The 20,688-nt window shown below is 72.9% G+C and carries 11 protein-coding genes; 5 read left to right on the forward strand and 6 right to left on the reverse strand.

Annotated features, from left to right (window positions below; genetic code table 11):
* Positions 1-138: 138 nt before the first annotated feature.
* From RMN57_RS25160 to RMN57_RS25170, 3 genes are all read right to left on the reverse strand, one after another.
* Positions 139-1,629: a maltokinase N-terminal cap-like domain-containing protein gene (locus RMN57_RS25160; RefSeq protein WP_313765588.1), complete on the reverse strand. Its 1,491-nt coding sequence runs from the start codon at positions 1,627-1,629 to the stop codon at positions 139-141.
* Positions 1,630-1,933: 304 nt separating this feature from the next.
* A complete protein-coding gene (gene treS, locus RMN57_RS25165; RefSeq protein ID WP_313765589.1) occupies positions 1,934-3,658 on the reverse strand; it encodes a maltose alpha-D-glucosyltransferase in 1,725 nt (574 codons plus the stop codon).
* Complete coding sequence (locus tag RMN57_RS25170; RefSeq protein WP_313767958.1) at positions 3,655-5,610, reverse strand: alpha-1,4-glucan--maltose-1-phosphate maltosyltransferase; 1,956 nt, start codon at positions 5,608-5,610, stop codon at positions 3,655-3,657. The genes treS and RMN57_RS25170 overlap by 4 nt, the downstream gene beginning before the upstream one ends.
* A 1,036-nt stretch (positions 5,611-6,646) precedes the next feature.
* Here RMN57_RS25170 and glgP point away from each other — a divergent pair.
* Positions 6,647-9,319: an alpha-glucan family phosphorylase gene (gene glgP / locus RMN57_RS25175; RefSeq protein WP_313765590.1), complete on the forward strand. Its 2,673-nt coding sequence runs from the start codon at positions 6,647-6,649 to the stop codon at positions 9,317-9,319.
* 68 nt (positions 9,320-9,387) lie between these two features.
* Here the strand turns inward: glgP and RMN57_RS25180 are convergent, their stop codons facing one another.
* The 3 genes from RMN57_RS25180 to glgX all read right to left on the reverse strand — a co-directional run bounded on the left by RMN57_RS25180 (position 9,388) and on the right by glgX (position 15,462).
* Entirely contained in the window at positions 9,388-11,280 is a 1,893-nt protein-coding gene (locus tag RMN57_RS25180; RefSeq protein WP_313765591.1) for an ABC transporter ATP-binding protein, read from the reverse strand.
* Positions 11,277-13,151: an ABC transporter ATP-binding protein gene (locus RMN57_RS25185; RefSeq protein ID WP_313765592.1), complete on the reverse strand. Its 1,875-nt coding sequence runs from the start codon at positions 13,149-13,151 to the stop codon at positions 11,277-11,279. The genes RMN57_RS25180 and RMN57_RS25185 overlap by 4 nt, the downstream gene beginning before the upstream one ends.
* Before the next feature lie 94 nt (positions 13,152-13,245).
* The gene (gene glgX, locus RMN57_RS25190; protein WP_313765593.1) at positions 13,246-15,462 is read right to left on the reverse strand and encodes a glycogen debranching protein GlgX; all 2,217 of its coding nucleotides are present in this window, start codon (positions 15,460-15,462) and stop codon (positions 13,246-13,248) included.
* 255 nt (positions 15,463-15,717) lie between these two features.
* Between glgX and RMN57_RS25195 the strand changes: the two genes are divergently transcribed.
* From RMN57_RS25195 to RMN57_RS25210, 4 genes are all read left to right on the forward strand, one after another.
* Entirely contained in the window at positions 15,718-16,950 is a 1,233-nt protein-coding gene (locus RMN57_RS25195; RefSeq protein WP_313765594.1) for an Ig-like domain-containing protein, read from the forward strand.
* A gap of 277 nt (positions 16,951-17,227) precedes the next feature.
* Complete coding sequence (locus RMN57_RS25200; protein WP_380235907.1) at positions 17,228-18,439, forward strand: Ig-like domain-containing protein; 1,212 nt, start codon at positions 17,228-17,230, stop codon at positions 18,437-18,439.
* 190 nt (positions 18,440-18,629) lie between these two features.
* Positions 18,630-19,877, forward strand: a complete 1,248-nt coding sequence (locus RMN57_RS25205) for an Ig-like domain-containing protein (RefSeq protein ID WP_313765596.1) — start codon at positions 18,630-18,632, stop codon at positions 19,875-19,877.
* Positions 19,878-20,006: 129 nt separating this feature from the next.
* Positions 20,007-20,552, forward strand: coding sequence for an ATP-binding protein (locus tag RMN57_RS25210; RefSeq protein WP_313765597.1), 546 nt, complete (start codon positions 20,007-20,009; stop codon positions 20,550-20,552).
* Positions 20,553-20,688 lie beyond the last annotated feature (136 nt).

Raw genomic sequence — 20,688 nt, forward strand, 5'->3', positions numbered from 1 at the left:
GGGCGGGGCTGGGCGAGGACGGGCTGGGCTGGGTGAGGACGGGCGGTCGGGGACGGGGACGGGACGGGACGGGACGGGGACGGACCGCCGGAGCGGCGCGGCCCGGGTGCGGCCGGCCCCGGTGCGGCCGGCCGTGGTTCAGACGGTCAGGGCGAGCCGGTTGATCGCGGCCAGCGGGATCGGCAGCCAGCTGGGCCGGTGCCGGGCCTCGTAGACCACCTCGTACACCGCCTTGTCGATCTCCAGCGCGCGCATCAGCTCCGGCGAGGCGGCCGGGTCGGTGCCGCCGCCGGCGGTGTAGCCGGCGCAGAACGCGGTGCGGTTGCGCTGCGCCCAGGCGGCGGCCAGGTGGGCCAGCTCCGGGTCGGGCGGGCCGCCGGCCAGCAGGTGGGCGGCCGCGTAGTCGAAGGAGCGGAGCATCGCGGCGACGTCCCGCAGCGCGGTCTGCGGCTCGCGCCGCTCGGCCACCGACTTGGCCGGCTCGCCCTCGAAGTCCAGCAGGACCCAGCCGTGCGGGGTGCGCATGGCCTGGCCGAGGTGCAGGTCGCCGTGGATCCGCTGGACCGGCATCCCGTCCGGGTGGGCGTCGGCCAGCTGCTGGAAGGCGCTGCGCAGCGCGGCCCGGTAGCGCATCAGCCCGGGGACGGCGGCCACCGCGCTGTCCAGGCGGTCGGCCATCGCAGTGGCCAGCTGCCGGGTCTGGGCGCGGTCCAGCCGGGCCACCGGCATCGAGCGGGCCAGCACCCGGTGCACCTCCGCGGTGGCCCGGCCGAGCCGGTGCGCCTCGATCGCGAAGTTGCCGGGCGAGGGGTCCCCCTTGAGCCGGCCGACCTGGTCCAGCGCCAGCTCCCAGCCGTCCTCGGCCTCCGGCAGGTAGCGCTGGAGCAGGCCGAGGGTGGCCGGTTCGGCCCGCTCCAGGCGGCTCTCGAACCAGGCGGCGACCCGGGGGATCCGGGTGGAGCCGGCCCGCGAGAGGGCCAGCGAGAGTTCCAGGTCCGGGTTGGTGCCGGGGTGGATGCGCCGGAACAGCTTGAGGATGTACGAGGTGCCGTAGATGACCGAGCTGTTGGACTGCTCGGCGGTGGAGGCGCGCCCGGGGAGGTTGGCGGGCAGGCCGGAACCGGGGGTGCGGCGGAACGACAGCGAGCCGAACCGGTCGCCGGTGGCCAGGTGTTCCAGCAGCCGCCCGGTCAGCTCCGGGTCGTGCACCGCGTCGTAGAGCGCGGCGCCGTCGTACGGGCCCTGGCTGAGCCGGCCGAGCACCGCGGTCGGCTCGATGTCCGCGGGGCCCTGCGAGCGGATGCCGAGCAGCAGCTGGTAGAGGTCCCCGTGCGGGGCGCCGGCGGTGGCGGCGTGCTCGACCCGCAGCAGCAGGTGCAGCAGGGCGGGGTCGCCGACCTGGAGCGGGGTGCCGACCACCGGGGTCAGGCCGGTGATGGGCCGTCCCTTGCCGGCGTACCAGCGCTGGGTGGGGAGCCACTCGGCGATCAGCGGCAGCGCCGCCTGGACGAGTTCGCTGACCCCCAGTGCGGTTCTCCGGGCCCCGAAGCCCCGCTGGCCCGCCGGCGCGGCGGTGCCGGCGGGGGTGTCGCGGTGCAGGTGGGCCTGAGAACGGGAGGTTTCGGACATGACTCCCTTTCCCCGGAAGCGGGCGGACTGCCCGACGGACCTGGCCGGGTCCGTCAGTCTTCCGGATTTCGGCGGCGCGGCGGCGGCGGCACGCGAGCGGGGGGCTCGGGTGTCACGCCTTCGTGTGGGTGGCCGTTGGGCTGTTCTCCGTACGCGGTGGTGCAGAGAACTCCGGGGGCGCGGGGATTTCAACTCGCGCCCCCGGAGGGTCAGGTGGTGCTCGCGGTGCTGCTCGCGATGCGGCTCGCGGTGGTGCTCACGGTGCTGCTCGCGATGGTGCAGTGGTGCGACCGCCGGCGGATCGTTACTTCGATCGCCTGGTCCCGCTCAGCCGCGGGGGCCGGCGGAGCTGGAACCAGTAGAAGCCGTGGCCGGCGAGGGTGAGCAGGTACGGCCACTCGCCGATCGAGGGGAAGCGCACCCCGCCGATCAGCTCCACCGGGTACCGCCCGCCGTACTGCCGCAGGTCCAGTTCGGTCGGCTGCGCGAACCGCGAGAAGTTGTTCACGCACATGACCAGGTCCCCCTCGTGCTCGCGCACGAAGGCCAGCACCGCGGGGTTGCTGGAGGGCAGCTCGGTGTACGTCCCGAGACCGAACGCCGGGTTGAGCTTGCGGATCTCGATCATGCGACGCGTCCAGTGCAGCAGTGAACTCGAACTGCTTTGCTGCGCCTCGACGTTGGTCACCTGGTAGCCGTACACCGGATCCATGATGGGCGGCAGACTGAGCCTGCCCGGGTCGGCGGAGGAGAAACCCGCGTTGCGGTCCGGGGTCCACTGCATCGGCGTGCGCACGCCGTCCCGGTCGCCCAGCCAGATGTTGTCGCCCATGCCGATCTCGTCCCCGTAGTACAGCACCGGCGAGCCGGGCAGGGAGAGCAGCAGGGCGGTGAACAGCTCGATCTGGTTGCGGTCGTTCTCCAGCAGCGGAGCGAGCCGGCGGCGGATGCCCACGTTGGCGCGCATCCGCGGGTCCTTGGCGTACTCCGCGTACATGTAGTCGCGCTCCTCGTCGGTGACCATCTCCAGGGTCAGCTCGTCGTGGTTGCGCAGGAAGATGCCCCACTGGCAGCCGTGCGGGATGCGCGGGGTCTTGGCCAGGATCTCCGAAACGGGGTAGCGGGACTCCCGGCGGACCGCCATGAAGATGCGCGGCATCACCGGGAAGTGGAACGCCATGTGGCACTCGTCGCCGCCGGAGGCGAAGTCGCCGAAGTAGTCGACGACGTCCTCCGGCCACTGGTTGGCCTCGGCCAGCAGCACGGTGTCCGGGTAGTCGGCGTCGATCTCCTTGCGGACCCGCTGGAGAAACTCGTGGGTCTCCGGAAGGTTCTCGCAGTTGGTGCCCTCGCGGGCGAACAGGTACGGCACGGCGTCCAGCCGGAAGCCGTCGATGCCCAGGTCGAGCCAGAACCGGAGCGCGGCGATCATCTCGTCCTGGACCCGGGGGTTGTCGTAGTTGAGGTCCGGTTGGTGGGAGAAGAAGCGGTGCCAGAAGTACTGCTTGCGCACCGGGTCGTAGGTCCAGTTGGAGGTCTCGGTGTCGACGAAGATGATCCGGGCGTCCGGGTACTGCTTGTCGTCGTCGGCCCACATGTAGAAGTCGCCGTACGGGCCGTCCGGGTCCTCCCGGGAGGCCTGGAACCACGGGTGCTGGTCGCTGGTGTGGTTCATGACGAAGTCGATGACCACGCGCATGCCGCGGGCGTGCGCGGCGTCCACGAACTCCATGAAGTCGGCGAGGTCGCCGAACTCCGGCAGGACCGACTTGTAGTCGGCGACGTCGTACCCGCCGTCGCGCAGCGGCGAGGCGAAGAACGGCGGCAGCCAGAGGCAGTCGACCCCGAGCCACTGCAGGTAGTCGAGCTTGGACGTGAGCCCCTTGAGGTCCCCGACCCCGTCGCCGTTGCTGTCCTGGAAGGACCGCACCAGCACCTCGTAGAAGACCGCACGCTTGAACCACTCGGGGTCCAGGTTCTTCTTCGAGGTCTCGGGGAAGGTGTCGGGGACGGGCTCGTTCACTGTCACGCTGGGTTCCTCCGAACCGTGAGGAGGTGAGCCGGCTCGGCTGAGGGATCGAGCCGGACGTAGTTGTGCCGGCCCCAGCCGTAGGCGGCGCCGGTGAGCTCGTCGTGCACCACGAAGGGCCCGTCCCCGTCGAGGGTGACGGTGGCCTCCTGGGCGTGGTGCGGGTCCAGGTTGACCACGGTGATGACGTGGTCGGTGAGGCCGTCCGGGGTGGTCGCGGTCTTGGAGTAGGCGAGCACCTGGTCGTTGTCGGTGGGGTGGAACCGCAGGCCGCGCAGCTGCTGGAGGGCGGGGTGGCGGCGGCGCAGCCGGTTCAGCACGGTGAGCAGCGGGGCCAGGGTGTCGGTGCGGCCCCAGTCGCGCGGACGGAGCTCGTACTTCTCCGAGTGCAGGTACTCCTCGGAGCCGGGGTGGGCCGGGTCGTTCTCGTACAGCTCGTAGCCGGCGTAGACGCCGTAGCTGGGGGAGAGGGTGGCGGCCAGGACGGCGCGGATCGCGAACGCCGCCCGGCCGCCGGTCTGGAGGTACGCGTGCAGGATGTCCGGCGTGTTGGTGAAGAAGTTGGGCCGCATGTAGGCGGCCGCGTCACCGGAGAGCTCGGTGAGGTAGTCGGTGAGTTCCTGCTTGGTGTTGCGCCAGGTGAAGTACGTGTACGACTGGTGGAATCCGATCTTCCCGAGGGTGTGCATCATCGCGGGCCGGGTGAAGGCCTCCGCCAGGAACACGACATCCGGGTCGGTGCGGGCGATGTCGCCGAGCACGCGTTCCCAGAACACCACGGGCTTGGTGTGCGGGTTGTCGACCCGGAAGATCCGCACTCCGTGGGACATCCAGAACCGGAGGATTCGAATCGTCTCCTTGACGATTCCGTCCATGTCCTGGTCGAAGTTGATCGGATAGATGTCCTGGTACTTCTTGGGCGGGTTCTCCGCGTAGGCGATGGTGCCGTCGGCGCGGTGGCTGAACCATTCCGGGTGCTTGTTCACCCACGGGTGGTCCGGCGAGCACTGCAGCGCGAAGTCCAGCGCCACCTCCAGGTGCAGCGCCGCGGCCTCGGCGACGAAGTGGTCGAAGTCCCCGATGGTGCCGAGGTCCGGGTGGACGGCGTCGTGCCCGCCCTCCGGCGAGCCGATCGCCCACGGGGAGCCGACGTCGTGCGGACCGGCCGTCAGGGTGTTGTCCGGGCCCTTGCGGAAGGCCCGGCCGATCGGGTGGACCGGCGGCAGGTAGACCACGTCGAAGCCCATCGCGGCGACCGCCGGCAGCCGCTCGGCGGCGCTGCGCAGGGTGCCCGAGCGCGGCGGTTCGACGCCCGCCGGATCCACCACCGCGCCCTCCGAACGCGGGAAGAACTCGTACCAGGACCCGAACAGCGCCCGCTCGCGGTCCACCTGCAGTGGCAGCGGGCGGGAGGCGCTCACCAGTTCGCGCAGCGGGTAGCGGGCCAGCAGGTCCAGCACCTCGGGGGCGAGCGCGGCGGCCAGCCGGGAGAGCGGCGGCATGCCGCCGTCGCGCAGCGCGTCCACCGCGGACAGCACGTGGGCCCGGCCCTCCTTCTTCGGCACCCCGCCCGCGGCCCGCTCCAGCAGCAGCGCGCCCTCCTCCAGCACCAGCGCGGTGTCGATCCCGGCGGGCAGCTTCACGGCGGCGGTCCGGCGCCAGGTGGCGACCGGGTCGCTCCACGCCTCCACCAGGTAGGACCAGCGGCCGGGCGTGGTCGGCGTGACGTGGGCACCCCAGCGGTCGGTGCCCTCGGCGATTTCGCGCATCGGCGTCCAGGGGCCGCTGCGGCCGCGCGGGTCGCGCAGGACCACGTTGGCGTTCACCGCGTCGTGGCCCTCGCGGAACACGGTGGCGGTGACCAGGAAGGTCTCGCCGACCACGGCCTTGGCCGGGCGGCGGCCGGCGTCCACCAGGGGGTTGACGTCCAGGACGGGGATGCGGCCGATCACGGTGTCGCTCTCTGTCGTCTTGCGGGCGGCGGTCTTGCGGGCGGGGGAGGTCCGAGCGGCCGCGGCCCGGGCGGGGGCCTTGCGGGGCGCGCCGGCGGCCTTCGCGGTGGCGGTGCCGGCTCCGGCGGTGGTCTCGGCGGTGGACGTGGCGGCGGTGGCGCTGCGCCGGGTGGTGGTGCGCTTGCGCGGTGCCGCGGGTCGGCTCTCCTCGGCCCCGGGTTGTCGGGCCGGCTCTGCCTGCTGCTCCGTACGGATAGCCCCGGCGCCCCGGGGTCCCGGCATCGGCGCGTCTGTCCGAGTGTCAGAATCCATCCGTCCGGCGGATTCCGCGACCGCTGTGTCGAGGGTGTCGGCCACCGGTGTGGACTGGTCCCGCGTGTCGCCGTGCATGCCAAACTCCTGCCCGAGATCGGCGGCAGCTCCCGCGGGCCGCACGGGCCGGGGGGAGTACCGGGAGGACTGCTGGGTGGGGGAGGCCGTGCGACCGGAAGCCTGCCCGCGCCGCCGTCCCCGGCAACCTGCCCCGCTCCCGCCAAGCCCGTGACGGGGAGCCCGAGAGCCCGCGCGCGTCCCGGCGCACGCCTCTCGGGGCACGCCCCTGGGCGACCCAACCCACCCGTGAACGAGCAGGCCGAGGACGAGGACACGCACCGGTGCGCGGTGAGCGCCGAATGGGCTAAGGAGGATGAGGAACGATCAACGCGAAAAGGATTCGGACGTGCTGCTTCAAGGGGGGCGCCACCCGTCGCCGCACTCCCCACAGCATCAACGACCTTGGTTCATAGTCGCATCGGGGACACGACTTTCGCAGCGGTACGACAGTAGTTTCGGCCCTTCCCCGGGCGGATGGGCCCGGCGGAAATGGATCTGTTCCACGGTGTTCATGCATTGGTAGCGCGAACCGCCGGAATGTGCGCCTCGCGCGCCCCCCGTGCAGTCCAATGCGCCGAATGCGATCTCATCAATAGGCCGAACGGAGGCGCAATAGCCCACTTGACGCACCATCACGGCGGTGGCCGCGGCTACGCTTCACGCCGTGAAGGCAATCCGCAGATTCACCGTCCGCACCGTCCTGCCCGAACAACTCCAGCCGCTGCACGAGCTGGCCCTCAATCTGCGCTGGTCGTGGCACCCCGAGACCAGGGACCTCTTCCGGTCCGTGGACCCGGAGGTCTGGGCCGCGACGGGTGAGGACCCGGTGCGCCTGCTCGGGGAGGTCCCGGCCGCCCGGCTCGCCGCGCTGGCCGCCGACCGGCGGTTCCTGCGCAGACTCGGCGACCTCGCCGACGACCTGCGGGAGTACCTGGCCGGCCCGCGCTGGTACCAGGCCGCAGAGCAGGCGGCCGGCGCCGCGCAGCCCGCCGCCGTCGCCTACTTCTCGCCCGAGTACGGCATCGCCGCCGCCCTGCCCCAGTACTCCGGCGGCCTCGGCATCCTGGCCGGCGACCACCTCAAGGCCGCCAGCGACCTCGGCGTCCCGATCATCGGCGTGGGGCTCTTCTACCGGCACGGCTACTTCCGCCAGTCCCTCGACCGGGACGGCTGGCAGCAGGAGCGCTACCCCCTGCTCGATCCGGACGAACTGGCCGTCACCCTGCTCCGGGAGACCGACGGCGCCCCCTGCCGGGTCGACCTCGCCCTGCCCGGCGGCCGGACCCTCGCGGCGCACGTCTGGAAGGCCCAGGTCGGCCGCGTCCCGCTGTTGCTGCTCGACTCCGACATCGAGGCCAACTCGCCCGCCGAGCGCGACGTCACCGACCGCCTCTACGGCGGCGGCAGCGAGCACCGGCTGCTCCAGGAGATGCTGCTCGGCATCGGCGGCGTCCGCGCGGTCCGCTCCTACTGCCGGCTCACCGGCCACCCCGCCCCCGAGGTGTTCCACACCAACGAGGGGCACGCCGGCTTCCTCGGCGTCGAGCGGATCCGCGAGCTGATCGCCGACGGCGCGGCCGGACCCGGCCTCGACTTCGCCGCCGCCCTGGAGGCCGTCCGGGCCGGCACCCTGTTCACCACCCACACCCCCGTACCGGCCGGCATCGACCGGTTCGACCGCGACCTGGTCGCCCGCCACTTCGGCGGCGACGCCGCGCTGCCGGGCGTCCCGGTCGACCAGGTGCTCGCGCTCGGCGCCGAGTCCTGGCGCGGCGGGGACCCGAAGCTGTTCAACATGGCCGCCATGGGCCTGCGGCTCGCCCAGCGCGCCAACGGCGTCTCCACCCTGCACGGCGAGGTCAGCCGGTCGATGTTCAACGGCCTCTGGCCGGGCTTCGACCCCGCCGAGGTGCCGATCACCTCGGTCACCAACGGCGTGCACGCCGCCACCTGGATCGACCCGGCGGTGGTCCGGCTCGGCGCCGCCGAGATCGGTGCCGAGCGCGCCGAGTCCGCCATGACCACCGGCGACGCCCAGCGCTGGACCGGGCTGGAGAAGATCGCCAACACCGACGTCTGGGAGCTGCGCCGGACCCTGCGCTCCCAGCTGGTCGACGAGGCCCGCAGCCGGCTGCGCGCCTCCTGGCGCCAGCGCGGTGCCGGCGAGGCCGAGCTCGGCTGGGTCGCCTCCGCGCTCGACCCCGACGTGCTGACCATCGGCTTCGCCCGCCGGGTGCCCTCCTACAAGCGGCTCACCCTGATGCTGCGCGACCAGGACCGGCTGCGGGCGCTGCTGCTGCACCCCACCCGGCCGGTGCAGATCGTGGTCGCCGGGAAGGCCCACCCGGCCGACGACGGCGGCAAGCGGCTGATCCAGCAGATGGTGGCCTTCGCCGACGACCCGGCGGTCCGCCACCGGATCGTCTTCCTGCCGGACTACGACATGGCGATGGCCCGGCACCTCTACCCCGGCTGCGACGTCTGGCTGAACAACCCGCTGCGCCCGCTGGAGGCCTGCGGCACCTCCGGGATGAAGGCGGCGCTGAACGGCTGCCTCAACCTGTCCGTCCTGGACGGCTGGTGGGACGAGTGGTACGACGGCCAGAACGGCTGGGCGATCCCCACCGCCGACGAGGCCGGCGGCGTCCTCGACCCGGACAGCGGCGAGGCCGAGCGGCGGGACGACATCGAGGCCGCCGCGCTGTACGACCTGATCGAGCACCAGGTGGCCGCCCGCTTCTACGACCGGGGCGCCGACGGGCTGCCGCACCGCTGGATCGCGATGGTCCGGCACACCCTGGTCACCCTCGGGCCCAAGGTGCTGGCCGGGCGGATGGTCCGCGAGTACGTCGACCGGCTGTACACCCCGGCCGCCCTCGCCCAGCGGGAGCTGGCCGCCGCCGACCACGCCGGCGCGCGGGAGCTGGCCGACTGGAAGGCGCGGGTCCGGGAGGCCTGGCCGGCCGTCCGGGTCGAGCACGTCGAGGCGGAGTGCCCCGACGAGGCGCAGGAGCTGGGCAGCTCGCTGGCGCTGCGGGTGCAGGTCGCGCTCGGCACGCTGGAGCCCGGGGACGTCGAGGTGCAGGTGGTCTCCGGGCGGGTCGACGAGTCGGACGGCATCTCGGACGCCCGGGTGCTCGCGCTGAAGCCGGTCGGCGGGCCGGACCTCGACGGCCGCACCCGCTACGAGGGCTCGCTGGAGCTCTCCCGGACCGGCCCGTTCGGGTACACCGTCCGGGTGCTGCCCGCGCACCCGCGGTTGGCCTCGCCGGCCGAGCTGGGCCTGGTCGCGCTGCCCGCCGAGTCGACCGGGATGGACGCGGGGCTGCTGCGCTGAGAACGGGGGCGGGGGCCGCGGTGATCCGCGGCCCCCGCCCCGTCCTGCCCCGTCCGCAGGGGCGCGGCTCAGACCAGGCTGTCCCGCCAGGCCCGGTGCAGCTCGGCGAACCGGCCGGCGCCGCCGATCAGCTCCTCCGGGGTGCCGTCCTCGACGATCCGCCCCTGGTCCATCACCAGGACGCGGTCGGCGATCTCGACCGTGGAGAGCCGGTGGGCGATGATCACCGCCGTCCGCCCGGCCAGCACCGTGCGCATCGCCCGCTGGACGGCCTGCTCGCCCGGCACGTCGAGGGAGCTGGTCGCCTCGTCCAGGATCAGCACCGCCGGGTCGGCCAGCAGCGCGCGGGCGAAGGCGACCAGCTGGCGCTGGCCGGCCGAGATCCGCCCGCCGCGCTTGCGCACGTCGGTGTCGAAGCCGTCCGGCAGGGCGGCGATGAACTCGTACGCGCCGATGTCCCGGGCGGCCTGCTCGACCTCCTCGCGGGTGGCGCCGGGGCGGCCGATCGCGATGTTCTCGGCGACGGTTCCGGAGAACAGGAAGGACTCCTGGGTCACCATCACCACCCCGCGCCGCAGGTCGGCGGTGGCGAGGTCGCGCAGGTCCACCCCGTCCAGGGTGATCCGGCCGCCGGTCGGGTCGTAGAAGCGGGCCAGCAGCTTGGCGACGGTCGACTTGCCCGCGCCGGTGGCGCCGACCACGGCCACCGTCCGGCCGGCCGGTAGCACCAGGTCGAAGGCGGGCAGCACCTCCTTGCCGGTGCGGTAGCCGAAACGGGCCTTCTCGAAGCGCACCTCCCGGCCGACCACCCGCTCGCCCGCCGCGCCGCGCGGCTCCGGCAGCTCCGCGGGCTCTGCCGGCTCGACCACGGTCGGCTCGTGGGCGAGCAGGCCGGCGATCTTCTCCAGGGCGGCGGCGGCCGACTGGTAGCTGTTCAGGAACATCGCCAGGTGGTCGATCGGGTCGAAGAGCCGGCGCAGGTAGAGGACGAAGCCGGTGAGCACGCCCAGCTCCACGGTGCCGTCGGTGACCAGGAAGGCGCCGAGCAGCACCACCCCGGTGATCCAGACGTTGGCGGTGGTGCGGGAGAGGCCGACGTACCGGGCGATCTCCAGCAGGCCGTCCGCGGTGGCGGTGGCCGACTGCCGGTTGACCACGTCGAACGCGGCGTCGTTGGCCTGCTCGCGGCGGAACGCCTGCACCGGGCGGATGCCGTTCATGGTCTCGGTGAACCGGACGATCAGCGAGGCGGCCGAGGTGCGCGAGCGGCGGTAGACCCGGCGCGAGCGGCTCCGGAACGAACGGGCGATCAGGAACAGCGGCACGAAGGAGGCCAGCGAGACCAGGCCGAGCCGCCAGTCCATCACCAGCAGCAGGACCGAGATGTAGCAGACCGAGAGGAAGACGGTCAGCAGCTCCTGGAGGCCCTCGGAGAGCAGCTCGCGCAGCGCGTCCACGTCGCTGGTGGCGCGGGAGATGATCCGCCCGGAGGTGTACCGCTCGTGGAAGTCCAGGCTGAGCCGTTGGGCGTGCCGGAAGATCCGGCCGCGCAGCTCCAGCAGGATGTCCTGGTTGATCCGGGCGCTGATCTTGATGAACGCCCACTGCAGGACGGTGCTCAGCAGGGCGAAGGAGAGGTACGCGGAGATCACCGCGATCAGCGGGCCGGCGTCGTGCTCGCGCAGCGCCGGGATGCCGCGGTCCATCGCGATCGCCACCAGCAGCGGGCCGGACTGCAGCGCGGCCTGCTGGAGCAGGATCACCGCCGTCGCGACGGCGATCCGGGCCCGGTGCGGGCCGAGCAGCGCGCGCAGCAGCGCCCGGGGCGCGCCCGGTGGGACGGGGATGTCCTCCTCGTCGGCGGGCGGCGGCGGGAGCTCCTCCGCCGGTACGGGCTCGGCGCCCGCGCCGTCCCGCACGTCCTTCGCGGTCCTCCGGTCGGGTTCGACGGTGGTGGTCATCGGGTGGGACTCCCCTCCGGTACGAGGGCGGCCTCCGGTACGAGGGCGGCCTCGCCCGACATCAGTTCGCGGTAGCGCGCCGAGCTGTGCAGCAACTCCTGGTGGGTGCCGACGGCCTCGATCCGGCCGTCCGCGAGCACCGCGACCCGGTCGGCGAGCAGCACGGTGCTCGGCCGGTGGGCCACCACCAGGGCGGTGGTGGAGCCGAGGACCTGCCGCAGCGCCTGTTCGACCAGCGCCTCGGTGTGCACGTCCAGCGCCGAGAGCGGGTCGTCCAGGACGAGGAACTCCGGGTCGCCGACCACCGCGCGGGCCAGCGCGAGCCGCTGGCGCTGGCCACCGGAGAGGCTGAGCCCCTGCTCGCCGACCTCGGTCTCCACCCCCTCGGGCAGCTTCTCGACGAAGCCGGCCTGGGCGGTGGCGAGTGCCGCGGTCAGCCGCTCGGGGCCGGCGCCGGGCGCGCCCATCAGCACGTTCTCCCGGACGGTGGCCGAGAACAGGGTGGGCTCCTCGAAGGCCACCGAGACGAGCTCGCGCAGCCGCTCCCGGGAGACCTCGCGGACGTCCCGGCCGTCCAGGGTGATGGCGCCGGCGGTGGCCTCGTAGAGGCGGGGGAGCAGGGCGGTGAGCGTGGTCTTGCCGCTGCCGGTGGCGCCGACCAGGGCCATCGTCTCGCCGCTGCGGATGTGCAGGTCGATGCCGCGGAGCAGGTCGGGCCCGTCCGGCGGGGCGTCCGGGTAGCGGAAGCGGACGCCGGTGAGGCGGATGCCGTCGCGCGCTCCGGCGTCCGGTCCGGGGGTGGGGGCGGCCGCCGCGGCCCCGGTGGTCCCGGCGGTACCCGCCGTTCCGGTGGCCCCGGTGGTTTCCCCGGGCAGCGGCTCGTCCAGGACCTCGAAGAACCGGTCGGTCGCGGTGGCCGCCTCGTTGGCGTAGGCGAGCAGCCAGCCCAGCGACTCGACCGGCCAGCGCAGCGCCAGCGCGGTGGAGAGGAAGGCGACCAGCGTGCCGGTGCTCAGCTCGTCGTGCGCGACCAGGTAGCAGCCGGCCGCCAGCGCGCAGCCGAGCGCCAGCTCGGGCAGGCCGACGATGACCGCCCAGAGGTTGGCGAGCAGGCCGGCCTTGCGCAGCTCGGTGCGGCGCAGCGCGTGGGTCTGCCCGCGGAAGCGCTCGGCCATCGCACGGTGGCGGCCGAAGGCCTTGAGGATGCGGATGCCGAGGACGGACTCCTCGATCACGGTGGCGAGGTCGCCGTTCTGGTCCTGGGCGCGGCGGGCGGCGCCGGAGTAGCCGACCTCGAACCGCCGGGTCAGCAGCATCAGCGGGGCGGCGGGCAGCAGCGCGATCAGCGCGAGCCGCCAGTCCTGGGTGAACATCAGCGCGGTGCCGGCCAGGAAGGTCAGCGAGTTCACGATCAGGAAGACCAGCGGGAAGGTCAGGAACAGCCGCATGGTGTACATGTCGGCGGTGGCCCGGGAGAGCAGCTGGCCGGAGCCCCAGCGGTCGTGGAAGGCGATCGGCAGGCGCTGGAGCCGGGCGAAGAGGTCCCCGCGCATCGCGGTCTCCACCCCGGCCAGCGGCCGGGCCAGGATGACCCGCCGGGCGTAGAAGAGGCCCGCCTCCAGCAGTCCGAGCACCAGCAACAGCGCGATCAGCGGGGGGAGCGCGCCGAGGTCGTGGTCGGCGATGGGCCCGTCGACGATCCGGCCGAGCACCATCGGGACGAGCAGCAGGGCGAACGACGCGAGCAGGGCGGCCCCGACCGAGACGGCCAGCCGCAGGCGGATCGGCCGGGCGTAGGGCCACAGCCGGAGCAGCGAGCGGACCGTCGACCGGCGGGCGGGCGCGGGTGTGGGGGTTCGGTTCTCGGGCATCGCCGCGAGGGTAGGTCGTGACCGCGTCATTTCTCATCCGGTTTTTCGGACCTGTCGACGAGAACCGGCCACCTGCGCGGAGGTGCCGGCCGGCTCACTCCGGCGCGGGGGTGCGCAGCAGTCGCAAGGAGCGCCCGAGCAGGGTGACGGCGTCCTGCGGCCGGTGCGCGTGGCTGCCGTTGCCGGTCTCCTCGGCCGCGGTGTCCAGAATCGTTCGGTACGCGGCGTCCGGCGCGGCCCAGGGTTCGCCCGGGAGGGTGAACGCGACCGGGCCGGGGCCGGCGTTCAGCAGCAGCAGGAAGCTGTCGTCGCGCAGCGGGCGGCCGTACTGGTCGCGCTCCGACATCGCGGAGCCGGAGAGCAGCATGCCCAGACAGGCGGTCGGGGCGAACCAGTCGGCCTCGGTCATCTCCTTGCCGCGCGGGGTGAACCAGGCCAGGTCGGGCTGGCCGCCGGGGGTGGCGGCCCGGCCGGAGAAGAAGGCCCGCTGCCGCAGCACCGGGTGGGCGCGGCGGAGCCGGACCAGCAGGGCGGTGAGGTCGCGCAGCCCGGCCCAGCGGCGGTCCGCCAGCAGCGACCAGTCCAGCCAGCTGACCTCGTTGTCCTGGCAGTAGGCGTTGTTGTTGCCGCCCTGGGTGCGGCCGAACTCGTCCCCCGCGGTGATCATCGGGACGCCGGTGGAGAGCAGCAGGGTGGCCATCAGGTTGCGCAGCTGGCGCAGCCGCAGGGCGTTGACGGCCGGGTCGGCGGTCTCGCCCTCGGCGCCGTGGTTCCAGGAGCGGTTGTCGTCGGTGCCGTCCCGGTTGGCCTCGCCGTTGGCCTCGTTGTGCTTGCGGTCGTAGGAGACCAGGTCGCGCAGGGTGAAGCCGTCGTGCGCGGTGACGAAGTTGACCGAGGCGTACGGGCGGCGGCCGCCGCGCTGGTAGAGGTCGGAGGAGCCGGAGAGCCGGTAGCCGAGCTCGCGCACGTCCGGGCGGGCGCCGCGCCAGAAGTCCCGGACGGTGTCGCGGTACTTGTCGTTCCACTCGGCCCACAGCGGCGGGAAGCCGCCCACCCGGTAGCCGCCCGCACCGACGTCCCACGGCTCGGCGATCAGCTTGACCCGGCTGAGCACCGGGTCCTGCGACACGGCGGCGAGGAAGGGGTGGTCCATGTCGACGGCGTCGCTGCCGCGGGCGAGCGCGGCCGCGAGGTCGAAGCGGAAGCCGTCCACGCCCATCTCGGTGACCCAGTACCGCAGCGAGTCGGTGATCAGCCGGACGACCTGCGGGCGGCGGGTGTCCAGGGTGTTGCCGCAGCCGGTGTAGTCGGCGTAGCCGCGCGGGCGGTTGAGCGGCAGCCGGTAGTAGCCCGCGTTGTCGATGCCGCGCAGCGAGAGGCTGGGGCCGAGTTCGCCGGCCTCGGCGGTGTGGTTGTAGACCACGTCGAGGACCACCTCGATCCCCGCGGCGTGCAGCGCGCGGACCATCCGCTTGAACTCGCCGACCTGGCCGCCGCGGCTGCCCGAGGCCGAGTAGCCGGCGTGCGGGGCGAAGTAGCCGACGGTGTTGTAGCCCCAGTAGTTCGCCAGCCCGCGGGACTGCAGGTGGTCCTCGCTGGCGTACTGGTGGACCGGCAGCAGCTCGACGGCGGTGACGCCGAGTCCGGTGAGGTGCTCGACGGCGGCCGGATGGGCGAGGCCCGCGTAGGTGCCGCGCAGCTCGGGCGGGACGCCGGGGTGGCGCATGGTGAAGCCGCGCACGTGCAGCTCGTACAGGACGGTCTCGGCCCACGGGGTCTTGGGGCGCTGGTCGTCGTACCAGTCGTCGTCGTCGTGGACCACCACCGATCTGGGCACGTACCGGGCCGAGTCGCGGTTGTCCCGGACGGTGTCGGCGACGCCGGCCTCGGGCCAGTTGCGGACGGCGGCGCAGACCGCGTCGTGCGCGGTGTAGCAGCCGTCGACGGCGCGGGCGTAGGGGTCGAGCAGCAGTTTGGCCGGGTTCCAGCGGGCGCCGGTCCACGGGTCCCAGCGGCCGTGGACGCGGAAGCCGTACCGGGTGCCGGGCAGCACGCCGGGCAGGAAGCCGTGCCAGGTCTGGAAGTCCTGTTCGGTGAGCCGGTGCCTGGTCTCCCCGCCGTCCTCGTCGAACAGGCAGAGGTCGACGGCCTCGGCGCCGGCCGCCCAGAGCGCGAAGTTGGTGCCCTGCCGCCCGCGGGCGTCGGTCCGGAACCTTGCGCCGAGCGGTTGCCAGCTGCCGGGCCACGGCGGCTCGGCGGCGGGCCCGCCGTGCGACCGCACCCCGGCTTCCAGCTCCTGCCCTGACGCCATGGCCGTGCCCTCCCTGCATCGGGGTGTCCCGGACCCCGTTCACCTTCTCCTTCCCTGATCCCGCTGACCGGAAGCCCGCTGAACGGAGGCTTACCGGCGGATGGCCCCGAGGAGGAGTGACCCGGAGGGCGCGGGCGGCGCGGGCGCGGGGCGTCCCGTACCACCGGGGGCCGCGGGGCCGGGCCCCGCGGCGTGTCCTGCCGGGATCGTCCTCGTTGTCCGGGGTATCGGACGGAAACGGCGGGAGGCCCCGGAATGCGGCCCCGAGGACGGGTTTGGGCACGGCGTGCGGGGGCGCTGGCCTGGTGCCTGGCGGTGCTGACCGGCTGTACCGCCGGGGGCGGCGAACCCCGGGGCGGTGGCGCGCCCGCTCCGGGCCGCACGGAGCCGCCGCCGGCCTCCCGGGCGGCCGTCACCGCGCTGCCGGCCGACGGTGCCCGGGACGTCCCGCCCGAGGGACCGGTCCGGGTCACCGCCGCCGGGGGCCGGCTGGTCTCGGTCCGGCTGGCGGACGCCAGGGGCGCCGAGGTGGCCGGGACGATCTCCGAGGACGGCTCGACCTGGATGCCGGACGGTCTGCTCCCGCTCGGGTCCGCCCTCACCCTGGACGCGGAGGCCGAGGACGACCGGGGCCGCAGGGCGGTGCGGCACAGCGCGTTCTCGACGGTCCCCCGCGCCCGCACCTTCGTCGCCTTCTTCACCCCGGACGACGGCTCCACGGTCGGCGTCGGCATGCCCGTCTCGCTGCGCTTCAGCCGCCCGATCGCCAACCGCGCGGCGGTCGAGCGGGCGATCGCGGTGACCGCCGACCCGCCGGTGGAGGTGGCCGGGCACTGGTTCGGCAACGACCGGCTGGACTTCCGTCCGCAGAAGTACTGGGCGCCCGGTACCAGGGTCGTGGTCGCGCTGCGGCTGAAGGGCGTGCAGGGCGCACCGGGCGAGTTCGGCACCCAGGCCAAGGAGGTCCGCTTCACCGTCGGCCGGGCACAGGTCTCCACCGTGGACCTGGACGCCCACACCCTGACCGTCCGGGCCGGCGAGGGCGGCAAGGTGGTGCGCACGCTCAAGGTCTCCGGGGGTGACCCGAACCACACCACCTACCGGGGCGTCCTGGTGGTCTCCGAGAAGCACAAGGTGACCAGGATGAACTCGCAGACCGTCGGCCTGGGTGACGAGTACGACATCAAGGACGTCCCGCACGCGATGCGGCTGACCGCCTCCGGCACGTTCATCCACGGCAACTACTGGGCCGACCCGGAGGTGTTCGGCACCGCCAACACCAGCCACGGCTGCATCGGCCTGGCCGACTCCAAGGGCGGGACGGGCCAGGACACCCCGGCGGGCTGGCTGTTCGAGCACACCATCGCGGGGGACGTGCTGGAGGTGAAGGCCTCCGCGGGGGAGGTCGTCCCGCCGCAGAACGGGCTCAACGGCTGGAACCTGCCCTGGGACCGGTGGGTGGCGGGCAGCGTGCTCGACAGGCCGTAGAACCGGTGCCACCCCCGGTAGCGCGCCGCCCCGGGCGCACCCGCCTTCACGCCGGGTCCATGCCGGGTTCACCTACCTCCCCCCAGGTTTCACTCATTCGGCTTAGTTATCCTGCATTTTGCGCCGAAGCCCGGCGCAGGTAGATCGCCGGTTCGGTGCAACCCGTCCGGGCACACGCGCGTCCATCAGGATGGACACCGGGAGGGGAGAGACCGTGAAGCCGGTTAGGGCGGCCGACGCCGCGATACACACCACCACCAACCGCCGCAGCGGCCGGATGCGCCGCGGAGCGGTGGCACTGGCGATGGGCGGCGTGCTGCTGCTCACAGCGGCCTGCAACGACGGCGGGGACGGCAACAAGGGCGGTGGCGACGCCGCCGCGACCGCGGGGGCGGGCGGCACCGACGCCCCGGCGCCGGGCCAGAGCTCGGCCGCGCCGAAGACCTCGGCCGCCGTGCTGACCGTCGAGCCGAAGGACGGCGCGCAGGACGTCGCGCCGACCAACGCGCTGAACGTGTCGGTGGCGGGCGGCACGCTCACCACGGTCGAGGTGACCGACAAGGAGGGCAAGCCGGTCGCCGGGGCGATCTCCGCGGACGGCACCGGCTGGAAGCCCAGCGCGCCGCTCACCGTCGGCATGGCCTACAAGGTGAACGCGCAGGCCAAGGACGCCGAGGGCCTGGTGGCCGCGTCCACGACCTCGTTCACCACGCTGACGCCCGAGAAGAAGGTCTCCACCAACGACAACATCACCGACAACGCCACCTACGGCGTCGGCATGATCGTCTCGGTGGTCTTCAACAAGGACGTCAAGAACAAGGACGCCGTGGTCAAGGGGATCTCCTTCGAGACCAGCAACGGCACCGAGGTGAAGGGCCACTGGTTCGGCAGCCGCCGGCTGGACTTCCGTCCGTCCGAGTACTGGAAGCCGGGCACCAAGGTCACCATCAAGTACCGCCTGAAGAACGTCGAGGTCGCCCCCGGCGTCTACGGCGACGTGGACAAGGACGAGCCGTTCACCATCGGCCGCTCGCAGGTCTCCACCGCCGACTCGGCCAGCCACCAGATGACGGTGGTCCGGGACGGCCAGAGCCACACCGTGCCGGTGACCCTCGGCGACGAGAAGAACCCGTCCTGGAACGGCGTGATGGTGATCTCCAGCAAGGAGAAGGTCACCCGGATGAACTCGCAGACCGTCGGCCTCGGCGGCGAGTACGACATCCCGGACGTTCCGCACGCGATGCGTCTCACCACCTCCGGCACGTTCGTGCACGGCAATTACTGGGCGAACCCGTTCGGCAAGACCAACGCCAGCCACGGCTGCATCTCGATGCAGGACACCAAGGAGGGCAGCGACGCCTCGGTGGCGGGCAAGTTCTTCAACGACTCGATGATCGGCGACGTGGTCAAGGTCGTGAACTCGAAGGAGAAGACGGTCTCCCCGGACAACGGGCTGAGCGGCTGGAACATCAACTGGGCCAACTGGTAGGCCCTACCCGGCGCGGCCCCCGGCCAGTCCCGGTTCGGTAACGACCGGCCCGATCCTCACTCGTTGGGGTCGGGCCGGTCGTCATTCATGGGGTAATTACCGCTCGAATGGCGCAACCTTTCCGTTGGCCGCGGCGTGTATCTGTCGGACCCCGCCGGGACCACGGGCGGGATCGAGGGAGGGAGTCGACGTGAGGTCGATACGCAAGGTCATGGCCGCCGGCATTGTCGGCGGTGCGCTGGTGCTGACCAGCGCCTGTAGCGGCGGCGGCAGCGGGAGCGCGGCCAAGGCCGAACTGGGGGGTGGCGCGGCCGCGGGGGCCGCGTCGACCGCATCGGCGTCCGCCGCGGGCGGATCGGCCGCACCGTCCGCCGCCGCCACGCCGAAGGCGTCGGCCGCGGTGGTGGACATCCAGCCGAAGAGCGGCTCGGTGGACGTCGCCCCGAACGGCGCGCTGAAGGTCGCCGTCGCGGGCGGCAAGCTCACCACCGTCAAGGTGAGCGACAAGACCGGCAAGGAGGTCGCCGGCACCATCGCCGCCGACGGGGGCAGCTGGACCCCGTCCGCCGGCCTCGCGGTCGGCACCGCCTACCAGGTGAGCGCCATGGCGGCGGACGCCAACGGCGTGGTCGCCACGGCGGACAGCAGCTTCACCACGCTCACGCCGGAGCGGGAGGCGAAGGCCAGCGACAACGTCGAGGACAACGCCACCTACGGCGTCGGCATGATCGTCTCGGTGGACTTCGACCGGGACGTCAAGAACAAGGACGCCGTCGCCAAGGGCATCACCTTCGAGACCGACAACGGCACCGTGGTGAAGGGCCACTGGTTCGGCGACCGCCGGCTGGACTTCCGTCCGTCCGAGTACTGGAAGCCGGGCACCAAGGTGACCGTGCACTACCGGCTGAAGAGCGTGGAGATCGCGCCGGGGGTCTACGGGGGCGTGGACCGGGACGAGCCCTTCACGATCGGGCGATCCCAGGTCTCGACGGTTGACGCCAAGACCCACCAGATGACGGTGGTGCGCGACGGGCAGTCCTCCGTCATCGACATCACCTCCGGCGCGCCGGACCACCCGACCTGGAACGGCACCATGGTGATCATGTCGAAGGAGGGGGTGGTGCGCATGCAGTCCAGCACCCTGCCCGGCATGACCGGCGCCCCGTACGACCTGCAGGTGCCGCACTCGATGCGGCTGACCACCTCCGGCACGTACATCCACGGCAACTACTGGAGCGACGTGTTCGGCGAGGACAACGTCAGCCACGGCTGCGTCGGTCTGAAGGACGTCAAGGGCGGCGGCGACTCGACGTCGATGGGCAAGTTCTACGACGGTTCGATCGTCGGGGACGTGGTGAAGGTGCAGAATTCCACGCGCGGCCAGGTCGAGCCGGACAACGGTCTGAGCGGTTGGAACCTGGGCTGGAGTGCCTGGTAGGAGGCCGTTCGCGGCAACCCGGGCTTGACGGCCTCCGGGCCCGGGTTGCACGCGGCATATGCCGTTCGAACGGTGATCGTTTGCTCATTGTCCGTACGCGGCTGCTTGCGTTCCGCAATGATGGGTCGCATGGCGGGTTGGGGCGAAACAGATCAGTCATCACTTCCCGGGGCGAGCCTGGTCGCCGACGCGTCGCCGGCGTGCTTCCCGGGCGCGCTGGAGGCCCTGGAGCGACTCAGCTCGGAGGAGCTGGAGCAGATGTATTCCGGCAGGCTGTGCGACCAGTCCGAGGCGGGCGAGGTGCGGTTGCCGTCGCGGCCGGAGTCCGGTCCGGTGGCCCGCCGGCTGGTGCTCTCGGTGCTGGAGTCCTGGGAGCTGCACCAGCAGTTGGAGGTCGGCGAGCTCCTCACCGGGGAGCTGGTCGCCAACGCGGTGCGGCACGCCGCCGGGCGGACCATCGGCCTCCAGGTGACCCGGAAGCCCGGCTGGCTGCGGGTGGAGGTGCGGGACTCCTCGCGGGCGCTGCCCTGTCTGATCCTGGCCGAGCCGCTGCCGCCGACCGACGGCGGGCGGGGGCTCCGGATCGTCGACGACCTCGCGGACCGCTGGGGCGCCGACCTGCTGCCGCGCGGCAAGGGTGTCTGGTTCGAGCTGAAGGTGCGCGAGCGGTCCTGACCGGCGCGGGGCCGCCGAGGGCGCCGGGCCCGGGGAGTGCGGCCGCCGAGGGCGCCGGGCCCGGGAAACGCGCAGGGCCCCCGATGCGCCGTGGTGTCGGCGGCTGGGGGCCCCTGCAAGTCATCGCGCCGGCCAA

This window comes from Kitasatospora sp. CM 4170 (assembly GCF_032110285.1).
Lineage (GTDB): Bacteria > Actinomycetota > Actinomycetes > Streptomycetales > Streptomycetaceae > Kitasatospora > Kitasatospora aburaviensis.